General features: G+C 58.1%; 21 protein-coding genes. 20 read left to right on the forward strand and 1 reads right to left on the reverse strand.

Annotated features, from left to right (window positions below; all coding sequences use genetic code 11):
* The first annotated feature begins 99 nt into the window (after window positions 1-99).
* The 3 genes from IQ25_RS07020 (at window position 100) to IQ25_RS07030 (ending at window position 2,887) form a co-directional block, all read left to right on the forward strand.
* Entirely contained in the window at window positions 100-1,260 is a 1,161-nt protein-coding gene (locus tag IQ25_RS07020) for an epoxide hydrolase family protein (protein ID WP_144904115.1), read from the forward strand.
* A gap of 34 nt (window positions 1,261-1,294) precedes the next feature.
* Window positions 1,295-1,594, forward strand: a complete 300-nt coding sequence (locus tag IQ25_RS07025; RefSeq protein WP_158637699.1) for a DUF1330 domain-containing protein — start codon at window positions 1,295-1,297, stop codon at window positions 1,592-1,594.
* An 84-nt stretch (window positions 1,595-1,678) separates the two neighbouring features.
* A complete protein-coding gene (locus tag IQ25_RS07030) occupies window positions 1,679-2,887 on the forward strand; it encodes a cytochrome P450 (RefSeq protein WP_144904119.1) in 1,209 nt (402 codons plus the stop codon).
* Between the two features lie 66 nt (window positions 2,888-2,953).
* On the opposite strand, the gene IQ25_RS07035 is transcribed toward IQ25_RS07030, so the two are convergent.
* Window positions 2,954-3,364 (reverse strand): nuclear transport factor 2 family protein, encoded by a 411-nt coding sequence (locus IQ25_RS07035; protein WP_144904121.1) that lies wholly within the window; start codon window positions 3,362-3,364, stop codon window positions 2,954-2,956.
* A 181-nt stretch (window positions 3,365-3,545) separates the two neighbouring features.
* Between IQ25_RS07035 and IQ25_RS07040 the strand changes: the two genes are divergently transcribed.
* The 17 genes from IQ25_RS07040 (at window position 3,546) to IQ25_RS07120 (ending at window position 23,665) form a co-directional block, all read left to right on the forward strand.
* Window positions 3,546-5,117 (forward strand): AMP-binding protein, encoded by a 1,572-nt coding sequence (locus tag IQ25_RS07040; RefSeq protein WP_158637700.1) that lies wholly within the window; start codon window positions 3,546-3,548, stop codon window positions 5,115-5,117.
* Between the two features lie 204 nt (window positions 5,118-5,321).
* On the forward strand, window positions 5,322-6,572 hold the full coding sequence (locus IQ25_RS07045; protein WP_144904125.1) for a thiolase family protein: 1,251 nt from the start codon (window positions 5,322-5,324) through the stop codon (window positions 6,570-6,572).
* Between the two features lie 42 nt (window positions 6,573-6,614).
* A complete protein-coding gene (locus tag IQ25_RS07050) occupies window positions 6,615-7,490 on the forward strand; it encodes a fumarylacetoacetate hydrolase family protein (protein ID WP_144904127.1) in 876 nt (291 codons plus the stop codon).
* 49 nt (window positions 7,491-7,539) lie between these two features.
* Window positions 7,540-8,310 (forward strand): SDR family NAD(P)-dependent oxidoreductase, encoded by a 771-nt coding sequence (locus IQ25_RS07055; RefSeq protein ID WP_144904129.1) that lies wholly within the window; start codon window positions 7,540-7,542, stop codon window positions 8,308-8,310.
* Between the two features lie 43 nt (window positions 8,311-8,353).
* Window positions 8,354-8,914 carry a VOC family protein gene (locus IQ25_RS07060; protein WP_144904131.1) on the forward strand — a complete coding sequence of 187 codons (561 nt, stop codon included), beginning with the start codon at window positions 8,354-8,356 and terminating at the stop codon, window positions 8,912-8,914.
* A gap of 42 nt (window positions 8,915-8,956) precedes the next feature.
* On the forward strand, window positions 8,957-9,889 hold the full coding sequence (locus IQ25_RS07065) for an alpha/beta hydrolase (RefSeq protein ID WP_144904133.1): 933 nt from the start codon (window positions 8,957-8,959) through the stop codon (window positions 9,887-9,889).
* Between the two features lie 193 nt (window positions 9,890-10,082).
* Window positions 10,083-10,940, forward strand: coding sequence for an IclR family transcriptional regulator (locus IQ25_RS07070; RefSeq protein ID WP_144904135.1), 858 nt, complete (start codon window positions 10,083-10,085; stop codon window positions 10,938-10,940).
* A gap of 340 nt (window positions 10,941-11,280) precedes the next feature.
* Window positions 11,281-13,743: a TonB-dependent receptor gene (locus tag IQ25_RS07075; RefSeq protein ID WP_158637701.1), complete on the forward strand. Its 2,463-nt coding sequence runs from the start codon at window positions 11,281-11,283 to the stop codon at window positions 13,741-13,743.
* 483 nt (window positions 13,744-14,226) lie between these two features.
* Window positions 14,227-15,000 (forward strand): SDR family NAD(P)-dependent oxidoreductase, encoded by a 774-nt coding sequence (locus tag IQ25_RS07080; RefSeq protein ID WP_158637702.1) that lies wholly within the window; start codon window positions 14,227-14,229, stop codon window positions 14,998-15,000.
* A gap of 36 nt (window positions 15,001-15,036) precedes the next feature.
* Entirely contained in the window at window positions 15,037-16,050 is a 1,014-nt protein-coding gene (locus tag IQ25_RS07085) for a zinc-dependent alcohol dehydrogenase (RefSeq protein ID WP_144904141.1), read from the forward strand.
* Window positions 16,050-17,192 (forward strand): sulfotransferase family protein, encoded by a 1,143-nt coding sequence (locus IQ25_RS07090; protein WP_144904143.1) that lies wholly within the window; start codon window positions 16,050-16,052, stop codon window positions 17,190-17,192. Before IQ25_RS07085 ends, IQ25_RS07090 begins: the two co-directional genes overlap by 1 nt.
* A gap of 222 nt (window positions 17,193-17,414) precedes the next feature.
* Entirely contained in the window at window positions 17,415-17,732 is a 318-nt protein-coding gene (locus IQ25_RS07095; RefSeq protein ID WP_144904145.1) for a 2Fe-2S iron-sulfur cluster-binding protein, read from the forward strand.
* 79 nt (window positions 17,733-17,811) lie between these two features.
* Window positions 17,812-18,600 carry an SDR family NAD(P)-dependent oxidoreductase gene (locus tag IQ25_RS07100; RefSeq protein WP_144904147.1) on the forward strand — a complete coding sequence of 263 codons (789 nt, stop codon included), beginning with the start codon at window positions 17,812-17,814 and terminating at the stop codon, window positions 18,598-18,600.
* A 158-nt stretch (window positions 18,601-18,758) separates the two neighbouring features.
* Entirely contained in the window at window positions 18,759-19,967 is a 1,209-nt protein-coding gene (locus IQ25_RS07105; protein WP_158637703.1) for a cytochrome P450, read from the forward strand.
* 28 nt (window positions 19,968-19,995) lie between these two features.
* Window positions 19,996-21,171 carry a DUF1214 domain-containing protein gene (locus IQ25_RS07110; protein WP_144904151.1) on the forward strand — a complete coding sequence of 392 codons (1,176 nt, stop codon included), beginning with the start codon at window positions 19,996-19,998 and terminating at the stop codon, window positions 21,169-21,171.
* Window positions 21,165-22,376 carry a sulfotransferase family protein gene (locus IQ25_RS07115; RefSeq protein ID WP_144904153.1) on the forward strand — a complete coding sequence of 404 codons (1,212 nt, stop codon included), beginning with the start codon at window positions 21,165-21,167 and terminating at the stop codon, window positions 22,374-22,376. The genes IQ25_RS07110 and IQ25_RS07115 overlap by 7 nt, the downstream gene beginning before the upstream one ends.
* A gap of 41 nt (window positions 22,377-22,417) precedes the next feature.
* Window positions 22,418-23,665, forward strand: coding sequence for a hypothetical protein (locus IQ25_RS07120; protein ID WP_144904155.1), 1,248 nt, complete (start codon window positions 22,418-22,420; stop codon window positions 23,663-23,665).
* Window positions 23,666-23,694: the final 29 nt, after the last annotated feature.

Genomic DNA, 23,694 nt, shown 5'->3' on the forward strand with positions numbered 1-23,694 from the left:
TGTAATGACCGGCATCGTGGGGGCGCCAGTTCAGTTCGTTATGATATGGAAAGGCGTTGCGTCGTGCAGCCTTGACCATTGAATCATGCGAGTGCCTTCGTGGAACCTTATTCAATTTCCATATCTGAAGAGCGGCTTGGCTGGATCAGAGACCGTGTCAGTTCGTATGACTGGGCGCAGTTTCCAGATGCCGGCGGCTGGTCTGCTGGCATGGGCGTGGACGCGCTGCGTCAGATCATGGAGCGTTGGACCGGCGGTTACGATTGGAGGGCAGAAGAGCGAAAGCTCAACGTGTTGCCGCATTTCATTGCGGAAATTGATGGCATCCAGATCCATTTTCTGCATTTTCGCAGCGGTGCGCCTGCTGGTCGTCCACCTATCGTTCTTCTCCACGGTTGGCCGGGTTCGTTCTTGGAGTTTATCGAGGCAGCACCTCGATTGGCCAGTCCCGAATTGTTCGGTGGTCACGCAGGAGATGGCTTTGACCTGATCATTCCGTCGTTGCCGGGCTATGGTTTTTCCGGCCCTCCGGCGAAACCCATCGGGACGCGTGATGTCGCGCGGATCATGCACAAGCTCGTGACAGAAATCCTGGAATACGATCGCTACCTTGCACAGGGCGGCGATTGGGGCAGTACGGTGTCGGCTTGGATGGCGCATGACTATCCCGCAGCCTGTATTGGTCTGCATCTCAACATGGTGATCATGGGCCACGCCGGTCTGAAGTACGAGACTGATGAGGAACGCGCCTATCGCAACCTTCAGGCGCAATATCGCGAGTTCGATGGTGGTTATGCCCACCAGCAACGCACAAAGCCGCAGACGTTGGGGTTTGCCCTGCAGGACAGTCCGGTCGGTGCTGCCGCGTGGATCCTCGAAAAGTTTGCTGCATGGTCCGACTTACCTCGTCCGGATGGCCAACCACAGCTTGGTGAAGCCTATTCCATCGACCATCTGCTGACCAATATCATGCTCTACGTTGCGACTGGGGCCATCACCACATCGACCTGGCTTTATCTCGGCAACACTTTGGGTGGCTCCTTCCCGCTCGATCATCCGGTTGCAGTGCCGACGGCGATTGCAGCATTCCCCGATCCGGTCTTTGCGCCTCCGCCGCGCAGTCTTGCCCAGAAAAGCTACAACATTGTGCGCTGGACCGACATGCCGCGCGGTGGCCATTTCGCGGCCATGGAGCAGCCCGCGCTCTTCGCGGATGACGTGCGCTCCTTCGCGCTCAGCATCTGTGCAGCGGGACTTTAGAAGTTTCAGAACGCAAATAGAGAGGAATTTTAATATGGCCACCCGTATGATCGCTTTGCTCTACGCTGAAAACATGGACTGGATTCCTGAGTATTCGGCCAATGTTCCGCAAATGGTTGCAAAGTATGGTGGGTCGTACAACTTCATATCAACCGGCGAAGTCAAAGTTCTGGAAGGCACGTTCCCCGCGCCGACCGGAATAGGCATTTTCGATTTTCCATCGGTCGAGGCAGCGCAGCAGTTCCTCGATGCAGAAGAATACAAGCCCTACCTCGAGCTTCGCAACAAGCACTCGCGGAACGAGATTTTCGCCTTCGATGGTCGTGAGGTCTGATCGACCGAGTGCTGCCTCGCGTGGGGCCGCACCAATGCGCATTATCGACGCCATTCGTGCGTTGCAAATCTTCGGAGAAACAGGATGGCAACAGCTTTAGCCGACATCCCGGACCATGTTCCAAGTGAACTTGTGCGTGACGTCGATATCTTCAACGTAAATGCAATCGATCCAGACATTCACATCGGCTGGAAGAAACTGCAGGATGCAAGTCCGTCGCTCATCTATACACCACGCAATGGTGGGCACTGGATCCCGATGCGCGCCCACGTGATTGAGCGTGTCTTTCAGGACGCTGATGTTTTCATCAACGGTGGCGAATGGGTTCCGCCCAACCCCAAGGATATGTTGCCGCTGATCCCGATCATGTCGGACGGCGCGCTGCATCGCGCGTATCGCTCATTCCTCATGCCCTATGTGGTGGGCAAGCCGCTGCTGGCTGCCATCGAACGGGCTCGGGGGCTTGCCATCGATCTGATTGAAGGTTTCCGGGCTGACGGTGCCTGCGATTTCGCTGTCGATTTTGCGCAACATTTGCCGATTGAAGTATTTCTCAGTCTCGTGGACCTTCCGAGCGAGGATCGCCCCTATTTGGCCAGTCTCGCCGAGGTGGTGCGCATGCCAGATGAAGCTGAACGCATGGTCGCATTTCAGAAGATGTACGAGTACGTTGCAGGCTATGTCGACAAGCGGACGAAGAATCCTGGAAACGATCTCATCAGCACCATTGCCAATGGCTCGGTGCTCGGTCGGCCAATGACACGTGAAGAAATTGTCGGTGAATGCACTCAGGTTCTGATCGGCGGTTTGGACACGGTCGCGTCGATGATGGGATTCATCGCAGCGCATCTGGCGGTCAATGTTCCGCTGCGCCGCCGATTGGTAGCCGAACCCCGGCTGATCGAGCGCCGCGTCGATGAAATCATCCGTCGGTTCGGTGTCGCAGGGCCTTCGCGGCAGGCGGTGGCTGACATCGAGATCGATGGGATCACGGTGAAAGCGGGAGACACGCTCTTCCTCGCGACCGCTCTGCACGGACTTGACGAAAGCCGCTGGAACAACTCGCTCGAGATTGACCTCGACCGCTCGTCCAAGGGAACGGATTTCCAGACCTTCGGCAGCGGCCCCCATCGCTGCCCCGGTGCAGCATTGGCGCGCAGCGAGATCATTCTTTTCATGGAGGAATGGCTGAAGCGCATTCCAGATTATTCGCTTGATCCGGAAAAGCCCATGGTTGCAGCTTCCGGCAATGTCACCGGGGTTCTTTCACTCCCGCTGAAGTGGGAGGTTTGACGCGAAGCGGTTTTCGGGCGTCGTGCTGATCTGGCGTATGCAGCACGACGCTTTCGCGTTTTCGTTTCAGTCCACGATATCCTGCACGGGGTGCGCGATCAGCAGCGCAAGCCGCCAGCCCTTGTCACCCAAATGCGCGACATAGGTGGCACCTGATACCTCGCTGGCCTTCCCATTTCCGTAGTGCCGGGCGGTGACAACGCCGATCAAGGCGGCGTTTGGCCCCATCATGCGAACTTTGGTGTCCAAGAGTTCGCTGTAGGTGAGACCGGCGTCGGCGAGGCTTGAGCGCATGGCGCTCATGCGTGCAACGAAAGCTTCAGGCGTGAGGACCGTGTCGGCCGCTGGGCCAACAAGCCAGGAAAACGGCAGATTGTAGCATTCGCTTAAGGCGGTTCCGAAGTCGCTGGCGTTGAAGAGTTCGAAATATCGCTCCATCAGCGCGCGTAGCGCCGTCTTGCTGTCAGCCTCGGACATCCTCTTTTCCTTCCATTAGCTCGTCATCAACGTGCACTATCCCCAACTGATCGACCACGTCCGTCTGACTAAGGGCCCTGTCGAAATCAGATGGGGGATTTCCCGCGCACCGATGGGGTCAAATACACCTCGCCGTAGTATTGCACGCGGCTCATCGACCACTCCTAACCTCGGTCCGCTCATGAACAACCCCTCGCTTTACCAACGTTTTCAGCAGTCTGTGGAGCGCCATGCCACCCGTGGCGCAATCACAGAACAAGGTAGGACGCTGACCTACGCCGAACTTGAACAGGCGAGCCGCGATGTAGCGGGCGCTTTGATTGCCTTGGGAATAGAGCGCGGAGATCGCATCGCAATCTGGGCGGTAAACAGTGCAAACTGGGTGATTGCTGCGCTTGGTATCCAGGCTGCGGGAGGCGTACTGATCCCGGTTGGCACCAGGCTGAAAGGCAGGGAGGTTGCCGGAATTCTCAACGACGCAAAAGCACGTTTGATCTTCTGCGATCCCGGCTTCGGTGAATACAACTATCTTGGGGCCTTGCAGGAGCAAGAGCTTGAAACCCTGGAGAAAATCGTTGTCTTCGGGGCCTCCGATCAAGTGATCGGCGAAAATGCGATGACGTTTGACCACTTGGTTTCGGGCGCACCGCGCTCGACAGATCAGATGCTCGACGTGCGGATTTCCGAAGGATCGGGTGACGATCTTTCAGATATCATCTTCACCTCGGGAACGACAGGGCGGCCCAAAGGCGTCCTGATGACCCATCGCAAAAGCCTTGCCGCCTGTGATGTGCAGGCGCAGGACGTCGACCAGTTTACGCCGGACGATGTTTTCGCAGTCACGTTCCCCTTCGCGCACAACGCTGGCTATCGCGCAGGGTGGCAGGTGTCTGTCCTCTACGGGGTCCGGATAGTTCCGGTCAGCACTTTCGAGGCGGCCAAGCTTCTGGCTCTTGTGGAAGAGGAAGGCGTGACCGTACTTCCTGTGGCACCGCCGGTTGGGCAAGGTCTCCTGGATCATCCTGACCGGCCCAGAACCGATCTTTCCAGTTTGCGGATCATTTCGACTGGCGGCACCGTCATCCCTGTCAAACTGGTGGAGGATATGCGCGCTTACTTGGGTGCGAATACCATCGTGAGGACGGGTTATGGTTTGACCGAGGCTGCCGGTTCACTGACTGCGACCCGCGATGACGATCCACCAGAGGTGATCGCTCGCACGGTTGGTCGGCCGCTTGGCAACATCGATCTCAAAATTCTGGGACCCGATCACAAGGAAATGCCGCGCGGCCAAGTGGGCGAGGTTGCGGCCAAGGGCCCTCAGATAACTCCCGGCTACCTTGACGATCCGGAGGCATCTGCCGCTGCGTTCACGGCTGATGGATTTCTGCTAACTGGCGATGCCGGCTGGCTCGATGAGGCAGGGAACCTCCATCTGACCGATCGCATCAAGGACATGTACCTTGTGGGCGGGTTCAATTGTTATCCGGCAGAAATCGAACATGTCATGCGGACCATGCCCGGCATAGCGGCCGTTGCGGTCATCGGCACCGATGATGAGCGGCTCGGTCAGGTCGGGAGGGCATTCGTGGTCCGACAAGAGGGATCTAATCTCACCGAAGAAGAAGTGATAGCATGGTGTCGCGAAGAAATGGCAAATTACAAGGTGCCGCGCTCTGTCCGCTTTCTCGATTCCCTGCCGCTTAATGCGACAGGCAAGGTGCAGAAAACGGAACTGCGAGATCGGGCCTGACGCGCGCCGGAAGCCGGCCTTGTGTTGAGCTTTAACCAGTTCGGCATGCCGCTATCACAGTGCTGATTGTCGAGGGGTAGGGATGACAACGGAGGTGAGCCCTGTGTAGGTTTTGTCTGGACCGCAGGAACCGTCGACGCTCTTGGGCACGTACGCCGACCACTCGATTGTTGTCATAGTTAATCAGATTGCCAGGGAGCCCGCATGTCAACGGCCGAGGATATCTTCATAGTCGGATCGGGGATGACCTCGCTGGGCAAGTTTCCGGATATGTCCGTCCGTGACATGACGGCGGCTGCGCTGAGCAAGGCACTTGATGACAGCGGCCTGGCCGATCCTTCGCTGATCGAAGCGGCGTGGTTCGGGAACACGCGGCAAGCGCTGCTGGAAGGCCAGAACGGCATACGCGGCGAAGTGGCGCTGCGCAAAAGCGGTGTCGTCGGGATTCCGATTACCAACGTCGAAAATGCTTGCGCGAGCGGCAGTACCGGCTTCTTCAACGCCGTCAATTTCCTCAAGGCCGGAGCCGGGGAAGTGGCGCTGGCCATTGGCTGCGAGAAAATGTTCTTCCCTGAAAACCGCAACGGCATGTTCGCGGCGTTTCGCGGCAGTACTGATGTTCTGGAATTCGATAGCCAGATCGCACAGCTGTTGTCGCTTGCCGAAGGAATGCCGATCCCGGAAGGCGTGGAGCCGGCAGCCGAACGCAGCGTTTTCATGGATATTTATGCTGCGTTCGCGCGGTATCACATGGCTCGCTTTGGCACGACGCAGCGTCAGATTGCCGCTGTTGCGGCCAAAAATCACTACAACTCGACCATGAACCCCGATGCGCAGTATCGCTTCGACATGAGCGTGGATGCAGTTCTGGCCGACAAGCCAGTGTCGTGGCCTTTTACCCGCTCCATGTGTGCCCCGATCAGCGATGGGGCCGCTGCCATGATCTTGTGCACGGGTAGTGCGCTCAAGCGCTTCAATAAGGCACGTGCCGTGCCAGTGGCGGCTTGCGCGCTGGTGTCGGCCAGTGACCGTCAACCAGATGACCTCGACAACCACATCGGACGACGGGCCGCGGTGAAAGCCTACGAGATGGCGGGAGTCGGCCCCGAGGTCATCCGAGTGGCAGAGGTGCATGATGCCACCGCCTTTGCAGAAATCCTGCAGATCGAAAACCTCGGTCTTTGCCCGCGTGGAGAAGGCGGACCCTTTACCGAGGCAGGCGAGACGCGCATCAACGGGCGTGTTGCAGTCAATCCATCCGGAGGTCTTTTGTCCAAAGGTCACCCGGTCGGAGCGACCGGTATCATCCAATTGCACGAACTGGTCACTCAGTTGCGCGGCGAGGCAGGGCAGCGGCAGGTGGCAAACGCCCGTTTTGCTGCAGCTGAGAATGGCGGCGGGTTCCTTGGATACGAGGAAGCTGCGACAGTCGTCACGATCCTTGGTGGCGCGTGAGTCCACTAAACTGATTTCGATTTCAACATGAAGGCCTGAGATATGAAATTGACCAGCTACATCGGCAAGGATGGTCGCGAGAGCGTTGGCATTGTGACCGGTACCATCGATGCGCCTGAAGGGATCATCGATCTCGGCAGCCGCTACTCCTCGCTGCGCGATCTTCTGGCTGACAAGGATGGGCTTGCATATGCCCGCTCGTGCCTGGGCAATCCGCCCGCCACTAACTTTGTCGAGGCCAGTCTTCTGCCGGTTGTTCCCAAACCGGACAAGATCTTCTGCGTTGGTGTCAACTTTGCCAGCCACGTCAAGGAGACGGGAAGGGAAGTCCCGACCAAGCCTATGATTTTCTTGCGGTTCGCCGATAGCCAGGTCGGCGCCAATCAGGACATGCTTTGCCCCAAAGTGTCGGATCAATTCGATTATGAAGGCGAGCTTGCCGTCATCATTGGCAAGCGCGGACGCTATGTCCCTGTCGAAAACGCTCTGGATTACGTCGCCGGCTATTCCTGCTATAACGATGGCAGCGTGCGCGATTGGCAGCGCCATTCGCAGCAGTTTTCGCCGGGCAAGAATTTTCCGCGGACCGGTGCATTCGGACCGTGGATGGTCACGACAGATGAAATTCCCAACGTCGGTGCCTTATCGCTCAAGACCCGTTTGAATGGTCAGGAAGTGCAAACCGCAACACTGGATGATCTGATCTTCGATGTGCCGGCGCTGATCGCCTACTGTTCCTCATTCATCACTCTCGAACCTGGTGATGTGATCATTTGCGGCACGACCGGCGGGGTCGGTGCGTTTCACCAGCCGCCGTTGTGGATGAAGGAAGGCGATACCGTCGAGATCGAAATCTCGGGGATCGGCGTGCTGCGCAACGGCATAGCCAAGGAAGCAGCCGACTTTGCAATCGGCTGAGGTATCCAGCGTTCGCGGGCTAATCTGGATTACTGAACAGGAAAAACTTATGGAAAAGCGACACTCAGGCAAAGTCGCGGTCATCACAGGCGGCGCTGCAGGGATCGGTCGTGCCTTTGCGGTCAGACTGGCGAGCGAGGGTGCTTCGATCGCTGTCGTCGATCTCAACACCTGCAGCCAGACGTTGGACGAGATCAAGGCCGTGGGCGGCCACGCAGTTGCCTTTCAATGCGATGTCAGCAGCCCAGAAGATGTCAGCAGGCTGGGGGATGACGTTCTGCGCGCTTTCGGTCGGTGCGACATCCTCGTCAACAATGCCGGGATATTCCCTAGCTGCCGGTTTGAGGATCTTGACCTGGCCGGTTGGCGACGGATGCACGCAGTCAATCTCGATTCCGTTTTCCTGGTGAGCAAGGTCTTTGTTCCAGGCATGCGCGAGCGCAAGTGGGGCCGGGTAATCAACATGGCGTCCAACAGCTTCGGACAGGTTGCACCGGGTCTCACGCACTACATTGCGAGCAAAGGCGGCGTGATCGGTTTTACCCGCGCGCTGGCAAGTGAACTTGGAGCCGATGGCATAACCGTCAATGCAATCGGTCCCGGCTTCACCCGCACAGAGGGGACACTGGCGCGGGCACCGAACTTTCGCGGGCAGACGTCCGAGCAACTCTACGGGGTGCTTGCAGAACGGCAGGCGATTCCGCGGCCGCCAACGCCCGAGGATATGGCTGGAATGCTCTCGTTCCTCGCCAGCTCGGATGCCGATTTGATAACGGCCCAGACCATGTACGTCGATGGTGGTCTGATCCGGGCATCGTGAGTGCCCCACTTCAATCCGCAAGACGACAGCAGAAGAAGGCAATATGACCCTCGCACCGCCAAACGCACAGTTCAAACACGTCGGCCTCTACGTTCGGGACCTCGACGCCATGGCCGCGTTCTACCAGAGGGTCTTGGGTCTCGTTGTGACGGATGCTGGCCAGACCGATCGCGGCGGAAAGATCGTGTTCCTCAGCCGCAGCCCCACCGAACATCATCAGGTCGTGCTGGTGGAGGGGCGGAGCGACGCCATGGGCGAAGGTCTGATCAATCAACTTTCATTCCGGCTTGAATCGCTTGGTGATCTCAAGACTTTCAATGAGATCATCAAGGCAGAAGGCGTTCGGGTCGATCGTACGATGAACCACGGCAATGCATGGAGCATTTATTGCTTCGACCCTGAGGGCAATCGTCTTGAACTTTATGCGGGATCGCCGTGGTACATTGCCCAGCCCTGCGCCGAGCCGCTTGATCTTGACGAGCCCGAAGACGTCATCGTCGCCAGGACCAGGGACATGGTGATGGCAGATCCGACGTTTGCTCCGAAGGAGGAATGGGTCCGTCGGCAAGTGGCCGCTGTTGGTGCGGCCATGCCGGAAGCATAAAGCTCGCATTCGCGCCCCAATGGCAGGACGTAAGCTGAAGGCATGAGCATGGACCCGGAGTTTCAGGCGATCCTTGATGTGGTCAACGCCTTGCCACAGCCAGATTTCACCAAGCCGCCCATCGAGCTGGCTGGGGCCATGCGGGCAACTCCGGTGAAGATACCGCCGCTGTGCCATGCGGTCTCAGTTGAAGTCAGAGCAGTTTCGAGCCCGGAGGGCCATGCCATTCCGGTCAGGATATACCGGCCGTCCACCACAGGCCCCCATCCCGTACTGATCAGCTTCCATGGTGGCGGATGGGTGCGGGGATCGCTCGACGGGGACGAGTTCAGATCGCACTTTCTGGCGCATGAATCCGAATGCGCCGTGGTGTCGGTTGATTACCGGCTCGCGCCTGAACATCCGTATCCGGCACCGTTGAGCGATTGCCTTGCGGTCACTGAATGGGCCTCATCGCAAGCCGAAACGCTGGGATTTGACGGGCAGCGCATCGGGGTTGCGGGTGATAGTGCGGGGGCCAATCTGGCTACGGCCGTTGCTCTCAAACTGCGTAACAGCGGCGCACCGAAGTTGAAATGCCAAATCCTTGTCTACCCTGTCTGCGATCATGATTTCGAGAGGCCATCATATCTCGAAAATGCCGATGGCAAGTTGCTGACCCGTGCGTTCATGATGTGGTGTTGGGATCAATACGCTGGCAACGCGGATCGGAATCTTCCGTCTTTGAGCCCGTTGAGAAGCACCGATCTGAGTGGGATGCCGCCGACACTGCTGCTGACTGCAGAACACGATCCGCTGCGCGATGAAGGTGAGGCCTATGCGCAAGCGCTCGCACGTGCCGGAAATGTCGTGAAAGCCGAACGGTTAGGTGGTTTGATCCATGCTTTCCAATCACTCTTGCCCCTTCATTCCCGGTCTATTGATTCGTTTAGGTTGGCCGCAGCTTTCGCCCGGGAGCAACTGCACGGCCTTTGACATTCGCCGTGATGCGTAGATCGCATTTACCTCTCGCACCACCCGAAGGTGTGGAACTATCCATCTGTAAATAAACGTGAAAAAAGCTATGCGCGAGCACTAGAGATCGTGCTGCGACGTGCCCGCTTTGCATGGCAGTTGCCCAGTAACCGAACACCTGTTAGGGTGCTTCAAAATCACTGGGAGAGTACGCATGGAACTCGCAAGATTGGGTCAGGCGCTCGGAGAGCGATGGGTCGCAGGCCACGAACAGGATGACACGGACCAGATCGTGAAATCCGCTGGTCGGGTGCTTCGGATTCTCGAGCTGTTTGATGTACTCAAGCGTGAAGCCCTCGTATCCGAAGTGTCCGAGTTGCTGGGATTGCCGCAATCGAGCACCTCGGTACTGCTGCGTAGCCTCGTGGTAATGGGCTATCTTTCATACAACGCTCCTACCCGGGCGTTTGCGCCGACGACACGCGTCGCCTTGCTGGGCAATTGGGTCAACGCTCCATTGCTCAGCGATGGTCCGCTCATTCGCCTGATGCATCGCCTGAATGTTCGAACGGGTCAGGCCGTCGTTCTGGCGATCCGCAATCATATCTGGTCGCAGTATATCCATGTCGTTCAGGCAACCAACCCGATGCGGATCTATGTGGTTAAGGGGTCAAGGCGTCCACTGGCCTGTTCGGCAACGGGCCTCACGCTCATATCCGATCTGCCCGATAGCGAGATTACCCGGATCGGCCTGCGGTACAACGCTGAACCGCAGGAGGTTGATGTCAAGGTTCCGGTCCCTGTCTTGCATGAGCGGATAAACGCCGTTCGCACGAATGGCTATGCTTTCCAGCATGACACCGTGACGGTTGGAGCCGGTGTCATTGCGATGCGTCTCCCAACGCTGGAGAACAGTGACGAGCGGCTCTCGATCGGTATTGCTGCGCCCACGCAGATACTGTTGGAGCACAAGGACGAATACGCAATTGCTTTGCACGAAGAAATTGCTGTGCATCTTGTGCAGAGTACGACAAGCCCAGTTGCCAATTGCATGGAAAGCGCATCAAGCTAACTGCACAATCATCTCTATTGCCAGTGGCAAAGATGTGCCACTGGCAAACGTCTCTTTTTATAATTCTGACAACCCTGTGCAGCGTGCAGTTGATGGCCTTTGCACAGGCTTGCAGGGCTTGGTTGCAACACGCAAAATAGCCCCCATTTGGCTGCACACTTTTGAAGCAGCACTGGTCTGATGCTTGACCCTCTGAGGGCCAGGGTTTGGCCTTATTTCATTTCTGATTGGTGACCCACACCCTCCCGAAGAGTGTCGTATGTTGCCCTGCTTCTCAATAGAAGGATTGGCAACTCCTGCTGGCTACCAGACGGGAACAGAAGATTCGAGGGAGGGATCCATGCGCGTCAAGTTTGATCGAATGCTTGCAGTCTCATTGGGGGCCATTTCGATGGCGCTTGTTGCAGAGCCTGCTTTTGCCAACGAAGAAGTGAACACATCCGCCGATCCGCAGGCCTCTGATACGACCTTGGGCGAGATCGTGGTTACCGCTCGCAAGGTCGGGGAGTCGGCGCAGTCGCTGCCAATCACCATCTCCGCATTTACGTCAGACGAGCTGCAAAGTAAGGTTATCCTGTCCGCGGCGGACTTGCAGACAGTCACGCCAGGCCTGACCATTTCGAACAACGCAACAGGCGGTGTTCCGGTGTTTGCCATTCGCGGCACTTCGACCGAACTTGGCATCGATGGCGGTGTGGCGCTCTATTTCAACGACGTTCCGCTGATCTCGACAGTCGGGATGATGTACTCATTCTACGACGTTTCGACGGTGGAAATTCTCAAGGGTCCTCAGGGGACCCAGTTCGGCACGAATACGACCGGCGGCACCATCTCGGTTCGCACCAAGCGGCCCACCAGCGAATTCGAAGCCTCACTGAAGGCAGGCTACGGCAACTTCAATCGCCGAGAATTCGAAGGAATGGTCAACATTCCGGTCAATGACGTGATCGGGTTCCGCTTTGCCGGAAACTACGTCAAGCGTGACGGATACGTGAAGAACCTGGATGCAGCGCCAGGCTTCCCGTCAAGCTACCAGGACGAAAATCACTATTCTCTGCGTGGCACGATGTCGATTGACACTGGGCCACTCAAGAATGACCTGATCGTGGACTATTACAATCGCGATGAAGCCCCGTATGTGGCTGTCCCCGTGAAGTTCGCACCGAGCCTGTCGGGCATGTCCTTGCCCGCTCTGGGGGCGAAACTCGGCACCTATAACACGATCCATCTTGGCCCGAATGTCACGGGGAGGCAGCCGGATCTTTTCGGTAAGGCCAGCCTGTACGGCATTCAGAACCGGACCGAGTTGGAAGTGTCTGACAACCTGTCCTTGCGGAACGTTTTCGGTTACCGGAACGATGATACGCATACGCACGAAGTTCCTCCGGGGATAAGCGTCGTTACCACGGACGTGCAAAGGCAAGACAAAGCTTCACAGTGGACTGACGACCTTACCTTGCGGTACGAGAATTCTGACATCGGCCTGAAGGCAAGCGTTGGCGGCTATTACTCTTTCCTGCGCCGGACGACTGGTATCAACGCCAACGTTCTCCAAGGCATTTTTGCTGGTTTCGCCGGTTTCCCGGTCGCACCAGGTTCGTCAATCACCTTGGGCGATGTCTTCCCGGGCCTTGCCAATTACGTCGTCAGCGTGAACAATTTCGAAACCAAGGAAATCCGGTCGAAAGCTATCTATGCTAACGCCGAGTACGAGCTAACCGATACCCTTGGTGTGCAAGGCGGGTTCCGTTACAATTGGGATACTGTCAATTCCAACGTCACGGCTGGGTCGAATCTGGCCAATCCAAACACGCCACTGGGATCGCTTCCGATCTTCGGCGCGGATTTCAAGCCCACGCAAGCAAGGCCATGCGACACCAGCAGTCTGATCGGCTACCCGGACTTTGATCCTGCGTATTGCTCAGCGTCACGAGGTGCCAAGTTCAAGGCGCCGAGCTGGCTGTTCGGCATCACCAACAAGTTCAGTGACAGGGTGCTCGGCTACGCAAAGATCAGCCATGGCTATCTGGCTGGCGGCACAAACTTCACTCTTCGTGATGCTGGCCGCACGACCTTCGAGCCTGAAAAGAACACGATGATCGAAGTCGGTGTGAAGGCTGATTGGGAGCTGGGAGACCGGCCGATCCGTACCAACGTCGCGCTCTATCATGGCAGGATTTCGAACAAGCAGGTCTTCGCCAACGCGAACTACCCCAATGGCGGAACCGGCTTCGGGGTCGTCAATGCCGCAAAGGAAACGGTTTACGGCCTCGACTTCGAGCTGCGCTTCTCGCCTGTGGACAGGCTCACGTTGGACCTCAACTACAACTACATCCACGCAAAGTTTGATGAGTTCATCTATCCTGGTTTGGGTGGTCCGGCTCCTGATCCGAGCTATGTTCCCCCAGTCGATCTGAGTGGTGCTACACCGGCGCAGACACCCAAGCATCAGCTCAACGGATCCATCACATATGATTGGGGTCTTGCCGAAGGCCAAGGCAGTCTCTCGACGACCGTGTCCGGATATTACACGAGCTCGATCACTCAGGCGAACAGGCTGGGAGACTTCGACAGGGCCGCTGGTGGCGAGTTGAACACCCTTGCCGGTTATTTCTTGGCGAATGGGTCGATCAACTGGAGCAATGTGATGAACTCGCCGGTCAGCCTGCAGATCTGGGGTCGTAACCTGTTCAACAAGCATTACGGCACTGCGTCGCAGGTCCAGTTTGCCACGTTCGGATACGGCACTGTCACTTTCGGCCCACCGCGGACGTTCGGTGCTACCGTCAGCGTTGCTTTCTGAGGTGTCTGGCGCCGCGCTCCGGGGTAAAGCCCCGGAGCGCGGTTGGCGTTTGCACTATTTACGTTTTCGTCGGCACCCTGTGTGCTGCCAAGCCCCTGCCGATTCTCCGAGGCCCTTGTCTTTCTTGGTCCGTGCGTTGAGTCCAAAGAAGTAGTCGCCAACGCGTCTGCGGGCAGATCAACCTTGTGTCCGATGAAGTTGGAATAGCCGCAGTAAACCCGGCACAACATTCGGCAGCGGTATGTCACTTTGATCGCAGTTGGCGACAAGGCTTCTTCGCATGATCCGGACTGACGACCTGGATCACCATCTGCCGAAATCGACAATGTGATTGCTGATGGTTGGAGGCAAGCCCGGCGTCCTTCCTCTGGATAGGCAATGCTTGCTGGGATAGAGCAGCGCTATGGATCGCGTTCGAAGTGAAAGCGCGATGTTGTTTCGCCCGCAAGGTGCTGCTGTACAATGGGCAGAAGGGTGGCTTGGATGAAGCTCATCGAAGGGCAGGTAGCCGTCGTGACGGGCGCGGCGAGCGGCATCGGGCTTGGCATGGCAACGCTCTTTGCCAGCCGGGGGCTAAAACTCGCTTTGGCGGACATCGATGAAGACCGGCTCAATGCTGTTTCCGACGAACTGGCACAAGGTGGCGCCGAAGTCCTCGCGCGGGCAACGAACGTGGCCGATGCAGCAGACATGCAGCATTTTCGCGATGCGGTTCTGGAGCGGTTTGGCAGGGTGGATATCCTCTGCAACAATGCCGGTATCGTCTCGCCCTTCCGTCCGCTCTGGGAGAATCCGCTACCTGACTGGGAGCGCGTGATCGGGGTCAATCTCTGGGGCATAATTCACGGAATCAGGTTGTTTGTGCCGGGCATGGTAGCGGCAGGGCGCGGTCATGTCGTCAATACAGCCTCAATGGCTGGGCTGATAGTCGTGCCTTGGAATGGACTCTACAACGCGGCCAAGACGGCAACAGTGTCACTCTCCGAGACGCTTCGTGCAGATCTAGAAGCGGCAGGAAGCGCTATCGGCGTTACAGTGCTGTGTCCTGGTCTCGTGAAGACTGCCATCAACAGCGACCCGACCATAGCCGCACTTATCCCCCCTGACGCCGTTTTTCTCGAGCCGGCTGACGTGGCAAGGCAGGTCGTTTCGGCGATTGAGCGCGACCAGCTCTATCTCGCGACACACCACGGCTCTGACGAACTGGTGCGCACCCGGCAGGAGCAGGTGCTGTCTCAGGTACGTCGGGTGCCATAGGCTGTGTTTCATTCATGATTGGAAGAGGATAACCCGATGCGTGCATTGCTGTACAAGGGGCCGGGTGAGCCACTTGCGCTGGAAAACATTGCGGATCCGGAACCGGGCGAAGGCGAGGTTGTAATCCGCGTTGCACGCTGTGGCGTGTGCGGAACCGATGTCCATGCAACCAGCGGTCACAGTTTCCCGATGGCACCCGACAGCCAGCTTGGCCACGAATATGGCGGCGAAATTGTTGCGCTGGGCAAAGGGGTGGATCATCTCAAGATCGGCGATCGCATCGCAGCCATGACTGTGATCGGATGCGGGCATTGCGAAGGGTGCAAGAGCGGGATCGATCTGCTGTGCACCAACCAGTTTCAGGGTTACGCGCATGGCCTTGCCGAATATGCGCGTGTTCATGCGCGCGGTGCAACCATTCTGCCTGCGACAATGAGCATAGAGGACTCGTCGTTGGTCGAACCCTTGTCTGTCGGTGGGCGAGCGGTGCGGCTCGCCAATCCGGACAAGACCAGCAAGATACTGATCATCGGTCCCGGCCCGATCGGCCTTTCGGTGCTGTTCTGGCTTCGTCAACGCGGCATTGAGAACGTCGTGATGCTGGCTTCGAGCAATCGACGCAAACCGCTGAGTGAAAAGATGGGCGGAGACAAGTTTATTGTCGAAAGTGATGAGGCAAAGGACGAGATCTATTCGATCCTCGGAGGTGCACCTGACATCGTGTTCGAGGCAGCGGGCATGCCAGGCGTGATCAACCGGTCGATAGATCTGGTGAAGGGCGGCGGCCTGGTCGTCGGTCTCGGCTTCTGCCTTCAGCCGGACACGATCGTTCCCGGCATGGCCATGATCAAGGACGTGACCGTGCGCTGGTCAACGATTTTCACCCGGGAGGATTTTGCCGCGAGCGCAACAGCGATCGATCGCGACACGGATCTGGCCCGCGCGATGGTGACGGACATCGTCGGCATGGACGGGGCATCCGCTGCGTTCGAGGAGTTCCGCAAGGGGACCAGCGGCAGCGGCAAGCTCCAGATTGATCCGTGGGGCTGATGGCTATGGCACAGAACTGGCAGTCACGGTTTGCAGAATTTCACCAGCGTGCCACGGCTCAGACCGGTCTCGATGATTTCGGCGATGATGCTTATCACGTCGGATTTCGGGTCTTGCTGGAATCGCTGGATGACGAAGGTGTTGATGGCGGGAAGGCGATTGCGGCAGAGCAGATCATTGTCGGGACGCTTGAGGATCGCCTGATCACCCAGTCACAGTGGAACGCGCATCCGGAATACCGCACGCGAGAAGTCACTGCGCCTGTCGTGGTCATAGGCGTGCCACGAACGGGCACGACCGCGCTGCACAATCTGCTAAGCCAGGATAGGCAGTTCCAGGGCATCGAAAAATGGCTCTGCGAAGCGCCGCAGGTTCGCCCCCCCCGTGAGACATGGCCGAGCAATCCCCACTATCAGGCAGCCGTTGCCATGGTCGACCAGCTGAAGGCCATCGCTCCGCAGGCCATGGTCGCGCACGGAATCGAGCCAGACGACGTCGACGAATGCATTATTCCGCTCGCGCAGGAGTTCTGCTCCAACGTGTTTGGGTCGCAGATGGATCTGTCGCTTTATGACAAGTGGCTGATGACCGCGGACGAAACGCCGTCATACAGACGATACAAGGATTTGCTGCGCCTTGTCGGTCTGAATGATGATCGTCGTTGGTTGCTCAAGAATCCAAGCCATGTCTTTGGTATCGACGCACTGCTGGCAGTGTTTCCCGATGCCTGCATCATCCAGACGCATCGTCATCCAGCCAGCTCGATCGCTTCGCTGGTCAGCCTTCTCAATAATTTCTACATGGCCTTGACCAACGAGCCGATTGACCGGGAAAGGCGCCTCGCGCGTGAGGCGAGGTTCTGGCTTGAAGGTGTACGCCGGACGATGGCTGCTCAGGACCGCCATCCGGAGCGTTTCGTCAACGTCCTGCAGGGCGATATCAGGCGGGACCCGCTAGGCGTGGTGCGATCGATCTACGAGAAATTCGGGCTGACTTTGTCGACCGAGGCCGAGGCTGCGATGCATGCATGGCACGTCGCCAACGCCGAGAGCGCGGGAGAAGGGCATACGTACGAGCGCATCGAGAAGAATGCCCCACTAATCGCCCCATTTGCCGATTACATCGACCGTTACGGCTTGTGATCCGGGCAACAGCAACACCGCCATTCAGATATGTCATAGCCGGGCATGACGCAGGCATCCCATAGCTGATAACGTCAGGGCATCGTTGCTCATGTGCTGGACTACGGCACGCCAACAGTGCCTTGATAGCTCGCTAATTCGGGCAAACGTCTGACGCGATGCGCTCAGCGCATCCTGGTGGAATGATCGGCGCCGGTAGTTCGCAGAAGGACTTTGGAAATCATGGCAACTTTGAAGGTTACGGATCGGGCAGGGCATGAACGTGCAATCGAGTCCGAAGGCGGTGTCTCGGTGATGGAAATCATTCGCGACAACGGCTTCGACGAGTTGCTCGCGCTCTGCGGCGGATGCTGCTCCTGCGCAACCTGCCACGTTTATGTCGACGAAGAGTTCGCAGCAAAACTTCCGTCGCGCAGCGAGGATGAAAATGACCTGCTCGACAGCTCCGACCACAAGACCGACAGGTCACGCCTGTCATGCCAGATCGCCTTCACCGCCGCGCTCGATGGGCTGAAGGTCACGCTTGCACCCGAAGACTGAAGCGGGATCAAGCCGGGCAGTTGAGCCGAGCATCCGCACTGCCCACGAGGATGGATCGCGAGAAGGGAAGAAGACTTCAATGAGCAGACTGCAAGGCAAGGTTGCAATCGTCATGGGCGCGACGCGCAGTGGCAACATGGGACAGGCTATCGCCGAGCTTTTCATCAAGGAAGGCGCTACGGTGGTTGTCTCAGGGCGTTCGGCTGCAGGTCTTGAGGCGTTTGCGACCGCAACCGGCGCAACCGCTATCCCGGCCGACGTCTCAAATCGTGATGCCGTGTTCTCGCTGTTTGAACAGACCAGGAGCAAGTTCGGAAAGGTCGACGTGGCAGTAAATGCCGCTGCCACTCCCCAGTACGGTCCCTTCGAGGACATGACCGAGGCCGAGATCGACGAGATGCTGTCGATCATTTTCAAGGGCGGCATCTGGTTCATGCAAGCCGCGATTGGAGCCATGAAGGAAGCGGGTGGCGGAGCCATCGTCAACGTCACGTCCGCCGTTGCAGACATCATGTTTGAAAATCACGCGGCCTACATGGGCGCCAAGGCTGGCCTTAACCACGTGACCCGCACGGTGGCCAATGAGTTCGGCAAGTATGGCATCCGCGCAAATATCCTGGCTCCGGGGCTGACGGTCACTCCGATCCTCAACGATCAGTTCCCGCAGGCGGTCATCGATGCGTTCACGCGCGAGTATCCGCTTGGTCGGATAACCACCGTGCAGGACGTCGCCAACGCGGCCCTTTATGCCGCTGGTGATGAATGCTTCATGACGGGTCAGACTTTCAACGTGAATGGCGGTCTGACTTTGCGGCGCAATCCGACCACCGAGGAAATCCATCGCGCTGCTGCCGCAGGCGCGGCTTAAAGGGGGGGCGGGTGTTGGTGAACGTGCGGGATCGGCATTTTTCCAACACCCCTTCGCCAGCAACAACAGGCGGCATTGCCGGATTGGACGTCCACCACGACCGGATTTTCTGTCTCGTATGTCTTGGATCATCGCGAAGAGGGTGAGGGCGGATGAACATGCCAAGCATGGTTGTAGAGCAGCCGAGCCATGTGCCGGACGAACTTGTGAGGGACTTTGATCCTTACAATCTGCCCGGTCTTGTCAATGGATATTCGGACGACATTCACGCGCTTTGGAAAACCATTCAGGACACTCATCCTGATATCTTCTGGACTCCCCGGAACGGTGGCCACTGGGTCGTCACGCGCTACGCCGAGATGGCCAAGCTGACGACCGAAGCGGACCGCTTCTCCAATCTGGAGCCGTTCGTTCCCAAGGGCATAATTCCCCACACCGGGCCCAGCCAGATGGATGCGCCAGAGCATGGGCCGTTCCGCCGCCTTGTCGCACAGGCGTTTACGCCGGCCTTGCTGAACAAAGCCGGGATGAGGGCGCGCGCGGTTGCCGTAGATATCATCGAACGTTTACGGCCGCAGGGGAGCTGTGATTTTGCTCTCGATTTTGCCGGCATCATGCCAGTCATCACCTTTCTGAACTTGCTTGGCATGTCGGAAGACGATGCTCCCTATCTTCTCGATCTGGCAAAGCGGAACGTGCCTGGTCAGGATACGGCGCAAGCGGCAGCGGCAGAAACGCATGATTACATTGCGAACCTTATCCGCGAGCGGCAGGTGCGGCCGACCGACGATTTTGTCAGCATGCTGGTCAGTGCCCAGGTCATGGGGCGAGACCTTACCGAAACCGAACGCCACAACGTCGTGCAGCTCGTCGTGACTGGCGGACTGGAGACGGTCATGAACACCACGTCGTTCGCGATGGTCCACTTTGCTCGTCATCCCGAACTGCAACGGGAACTGCGCGAGAATCCGGATTTGCATGAGGGCGCAGTGGATGAGATTTCCCGCCGTTTCGGGACAAGTAACATCGCTCGGCTTGCCAAGTGCGATACCGAACTCTGCGGGGTCGCCATCCGCGAGGGGGATCAGATTCTGAGCATCTACCCGCTCAGTGGGCTGGACGAGCGGGTCAATCCCGAACCCATGTTGTTCGATCCGCGCCGCAAGGCACGAAGGCATATCAACTTCGGCAGCGGGCCGCACACATGCCTCGGCGCAAGGCTTGCGCGCCGCGAGATCCGCATTTTTCTGGAAGAATGGATCGGCAAGATGCCCGAATGCCGCATCGCTGCCGGCACGCAGCCACGGATGGCAGCAGGGCTGATCAACACTGTGCACGGGTTCTATCTTGAATGGGACCCGGCCTGAACACGCACGATTGAGGAATGGAATCGAGATGCAGACCTGGTCCGAATATGTCGATCTGCTCAAGCGCGGCGAGACCATTCTCGCAGAAGCCACGGCCCCGGTGAATGAGCAGCTGCGAGCTGACCTCTTCCGTCAATTCTCGATGAATCTGGCGCAGGCCTATTTCCTGCTGATGATGAGCGATCCGCGTTATCCTGAATTTGTTCCCTACCTCAATTCCGGCTTCATGCTGCAGCCCAATCCCGATGCGGTCTACTATGTCGCCAAGCTTGATGGGACAGGCACGTACCGGATCACCGGCGAGCGCGGCAATGCGCCTGTTGCCGGGTTCGCCACGGGTAACAAGATGTTCGGTACAGACGGGCTCAAGATGGGGAAGGGCTTCGGGAATTATGATCTCGATGACCTGACACTTGACGACAACGGACGGTTTTCGGTGATCTTCAGTGCCGAACGACCCAGAGGGCATGAGGGAGACTGGCTGTACCTTGATCCCGCATCCGACTTCATCATGGTTCGCCAGTTCTCCTATGATTGGGGCAACGAAAGCGACGTACGCCTTGCGATTGAGCGGCTCGATCCAGTGGCAGGTCCGAAAGTGCGGGCGACACCGGCAGAAGTCGATGAACGCCTGCGCCAAGTTTTCGACTACGCTATCGACGTGAGCAGGGTCGCGCTCGCCCAGATCAAGCGAACGCACGACGCTGGGTTTGTGAACCAGATGCACATCCACACCTTTCAGGAGATGGGCAACGGCAAGGATTGGCCACAGGCCTATTTCGAGATGGTGTTCGACATCGCCGAAGACGAGGCGCTGGTTATCGAAAGCGACCTCCCCGAAACGCGCACGTACTGGAATGTGCAGGTTATCGACGGCCTGTGGAATCAGGTTGATATCCCCTATCGCCAAAGCAGCCTGAACGGCCTTAGCGCGAAGATCGACCCGGACGGCAAGTTCCGCGCGGTGCTTTCGCACGAAGAGCCGGGCTATGCGAACTGGCTCGACACCGGTGGCAGCAGCTACGGGATGCTGATCGGGCGTTGGTATCGCTGTTCATCGACACCGACGCCGCAGGTCAGAAAAATGAAGCTCTCCGAAGTGCCGCAATACCTTGGCGACAAGTCTGCTCGCGCAACGACGGAAGAACGCGCGGAGCAACTGCGCCATCGGCTGGTTGGCAATCAGATGCGTCGGAAATGGTGAACGTCACTGACAAGCCCTACGCCGCCATTTTCGGCGACTGGCGAGGCACGTTGGAGAGCGGAAATCTCCTGTCTCAGGCCGAAGAGTTTACCGGACTTTCCGATTGGGGCGGGCGTCGATGGGACGAAGAACGATTTAGATACGATTTCGCGCTTTTGTGCGAAGGCATAGAATCCACGGGAGATCTGTCGGCCTTGGGAAGGCGCAGATCCTATGCACGTCTCATGACCATGCTGGTCTCGCGGCTGCGCTATCTCGATGCCCGCAAGCATGCAAACGGGGTCGAAGCGGCGCGCATATCCGCGCCGCTGATCGGGACTGGCATGCCGCGCGCAGGGACGACGTTTCTGCATGGCTTGCTGGCGCAGGACCCTGCACTTCGTGTGGCCAAAGCGTTCGAAGCGGCGATGCCTGTCCCGCTTGATGGTCCGGAAGGCGACGCTCGCTCAGTGATATACCAAGAGCTGCTCGATTTTCAGGGCATGACCAGCGATCATCTGACAGCCATGCATCCATTCGGTGCGGAACTGCCTGAGGAATGCCTGTTTCTTCAGGAAGGTGCCTGCACCGCAATATTCGGTGGTTTGTGGAACGTACCGAAATTTCAGGCTGCCGTGGCAGACAAATCGGCTATCGCCTTTCGCTGGCAGATCGGGCTCATGCAGTATCTGCAGACGCAGTCGGGCGGAGAACGCTGGGCCCTGAAGACGCCGGGGCACATCATGACCTGGGATGAGCTGCGTATCGCTTTTCCTGATGCGCTGATCTATGTGAACCATCGCGATCCTGGCAAGGTCATTCCCTCGATGGCCAGCCTGATGGCTGCGTTGCGCGGTCTTTTCTCGGATCAGCTGTTGGACCCGCTGGAACTCGGCAAGGAACAGCTGGCCATCTGGGCACCCACGATGAATGCCTACGCGGCGTGGCGAAATGGCCCGGGTCGCGACGCCAAGGTCGTGGACGTTGTTTTTTCGGACCTCATCGCCCGCCCGATCGAAACAGTGTCGGAAATGTACGACACTTTCGGCCTTCGGCTTGGTGGAGATGCCCGTGACCGGATGCTGCGACACCTCGAACGCGATCGTCACGGAAAGGCGCCGCAGAGGGCATACTCGCTGGCAGATTATGGGCTCGACGAGGCTGCCATCGAAGGTGCGTTCGGTGCCTACATCGATCAGTTCGGCATCCGCCGCGAGCAACGGTGACATTGCTGCGCCGAAGTGCCGCGAACCTTGGGAGAATCACGTTGTTCAATCCCATCGACAATCCGGACCAGTGGGCCGCCGAGGGTGACGTACGGGCAATGCGCCAGGATCCGCGAGCGGAGGCAGTACGCAGTCAGATCGCCAGGTTTTACGGCATGGGCTATGGTGATCGCCTGCCCGAAGAATGTCGCCCGCACCTCGACGCGCTGGCCGACGAATTCCTCACCAACTGGTTCTTCAAGGCCGCCGCTTCAGACAGCCAACATCCACGGCTCGTGCGCAATTTCATGCCGGCATACGAATGGCATGGGGCAAGTGTACCCGGTTCCAGGACCGGTGGGGACAACCCTGACAATTGCTATCGCCTTGCAGGCATTGCGCATGGCACTCGCTATCGTCTGACAGGGCGGCTTGCCGGCGGAAAGCCAGCGAACGTGTCGATCGCGCTGACAAACAACTATGGCACGTCGCCGACGGTCGAACTGGTTGAAGACCATCAGCTCGCCTGGCAGGCCGATGGCAGTTTCGTTGTCACTATCGATGAGAGTCCCAGTGCCGGGCGAACAAACCATCTCATGACTCACGCGGGGACGAAATTTCTGTTCGTGCGCGATTCGATGATGGACTGGACCGATGAAACGCCGCTGGACCTGTCTATTGAGCGATTGGGCGAAGCAAGGGCAGCACCCCTTGGGCTTGAAGAGATGTTTGCAGAGGGCACGGCAAAGGCCCTGTCAGATGTGTACCAGTACTTTTGGTTCCAGAACATGCTCAGCTCGCTGTCAGTCAATACAATGCCTCCTCCGCAAACGCTGGCAGGCGTGGGTGTCGGCTTGACGACGCAGGGTGTCACCACCGGTCATTTTTGCCTTGGCCCGGATGATGCAGCGATCATTGATTACGATCCGGCCGATGCGGGCTATGCAGCGGTGGAGTTGACCGATTGGCTCTATCGCTCGCTCGATTATCACTTCGTCCAGTCCAGCCTCACGGCGGCACAGTCATCCGTCGATCCGGACGGGCGAATTCGTGCCGTGATCGCACGGCGCGACCCTGGCGTCGCCAACTGGCTCGACACAGGTGGGCAGGCGAATGTCCTTATGATTTTGCGCTGGCAGGCCATGAAGTCGCAGGGAAGGCCGATCGACGCGAAGCTGCATTTGACCACCATCGATAGGTTGCGTTCAGAGCTCCCGGCTTCGACCGTATGGTTCGATGCTGATGAACGCGCTGCGCAGATTGCCGGACGGGTCGCCGCTTACGGACGTAGGATCGCGCGCAATGCCTGACGGAGCGCCACTGTGACTGTCCCACCATT

The sequence above is a fragment of the Novosphingobium taihuense genome (assembly GCF_007830315.1).
In the GTDB taxonomy this organism is placed as follows: domain Bacteria; phylum Pseudomonadota; class Alphaproteobacteria; order Sphingomonadales; family Sphingomonadaceae; genus Novosphingobium; species Novosphingobium taihuense.

Excerpts from the sequence above, each read along its gene's own strand:
- IQ25_RS07025 (WP_158637699.1), top strand. The coding sequence starts at position 1,295 with ATGGCCACCCGTATGATCGCTTTGCTCTACGCTGAAAACATGGACTGG.
- IQ25_RS07030 (WP_144904119.1), top strand. The coding sequence starts at position 1,679 with ATGGCAACAGCTTTAGCCGACATCCCGGACCATGTTCCAAGTGAACTT.
- IQ25_RS07035 (WP_144904121.1), bottom strand. The coding sequence starts at position 3,364 with ATGTCCGAGGCTGACAGCAAGACGGCGCTACGCGCGCTGATGGAGCGA.
- IQ25_RS07040 (WP_158637700.1), top strand. The coding sequence starts at position 3,546 with ATGAACAACCCCTCGCTTTACCAACGTTTTCAGCAGTCTGTGGAGCGC.
- IQ25_RS07045 (WP_144904125.1), top strand. The coding sequence starts at position 5,322 with ATGTCAACGGCCGAGGATATCTTCATAGTCGGATCGGGGATGACCTCG.
- IQ25_RS07050 (WP_144904127.1), top strand. The coding sequence starts at position 6,615 with ATGAAATTGACCAGCTACATCGGCAAGGATGGTCGCGAGAGCGTTGGC.
- IQ25_RS07055 (WP_144904129.1), top strand. The coding sequence starts at position 7,540 with ATGGAAAAGCGACACTCAGGCAAAGTCGCGGTCATCACAGGCGGCGCT.
- IQ25_RS07060 (WP_144904131.1), top strand. The coding sequence starts at position 8,354 with ATGACCCTCGCACCGCCAAACGCACAGTTCAAACACGTCGGCCTCTAC.
- IQ25_RS07065 (WP_144904133.1), top strand. The coding sequence starts at position 8,957 with ATGAGCATGGACCCGGAGTTTCAGGCGATCCTTGATGTGGTCAACGCC.
- IQ25_RS07070 (WP_144904135.1), top strand. The coding sequence starts at position 10,083 with ATGGAACTCGCAAGATTGGGTCAGGCGCTCGGAGAGCGATGGGTCGCA.
- IQ25_RS07075 (WP_158637701.1), top strand. The coding sequence starts at position 11,281 with ATGCGCGTCAAGTTTGATCGAATGCTTGCAGTCTCATTGGGGGCCATT.
- IQ25_RS07080 (WP_158637702.1), top strand. The coding sequence starts at position 14,227 with ATGAAGCTCATCGAAGGGCAGGTAGCCGTCGTGACGGGCGCGGCGAGC.
- IQ25_RS07085 (WP_144904141.1), top strand. The coding sequence starts at position 15,037 with ATGCGTGCATTGCTGTACAAGGGGCCGGGTGAGCCACTTGCGCTGGAA.
- IQ25_RS07090 (WP_144904143.1), top strand. The coding sequence starts at position 16,050 with ATGGCTATGGCACAGAACTGGCAGTCACGGTTTGCAGAATTTCACCAG.
- IQ25_RS07095 (WP_144904145.1), top strand. The coding sequence starts at position 17,415 with ATGGCAACTTTGAAGGTTACGGATCGGGCAGGGCATGAACGTGCAATC.
- IQ25_RS07100 (WP_144904147.1), top strand. The coding sequence starts at position 17,812 with ATGAGCAGACTGCAAGGCAAGGTTGCAATCGTCATGGGCGCGACGCGC.
- IQ25_RS07105 (WP_158637703.1), top strand. The coding sequence starts at position 18,759 with ATGCCAAGCATGGTTGTAGAGCAGCCGAGCCATGTGCCGGACGAACTT.
- IQ25_RS07110 (WP_144904151.1), top strand. The coding sequence starts at position 19,996 with ATGCAGACCTGGTCCGAATATGTCGATCTGCTCAAGCGCGGCGAGACC.
- IQ25_RS07115 (WP_144904153.1), top strand. The coding sequence starts at position 21,165 with ATGGTGAACGTCACTGACAAGCCCTACGCCGCCATTTTCGGCGACTGG.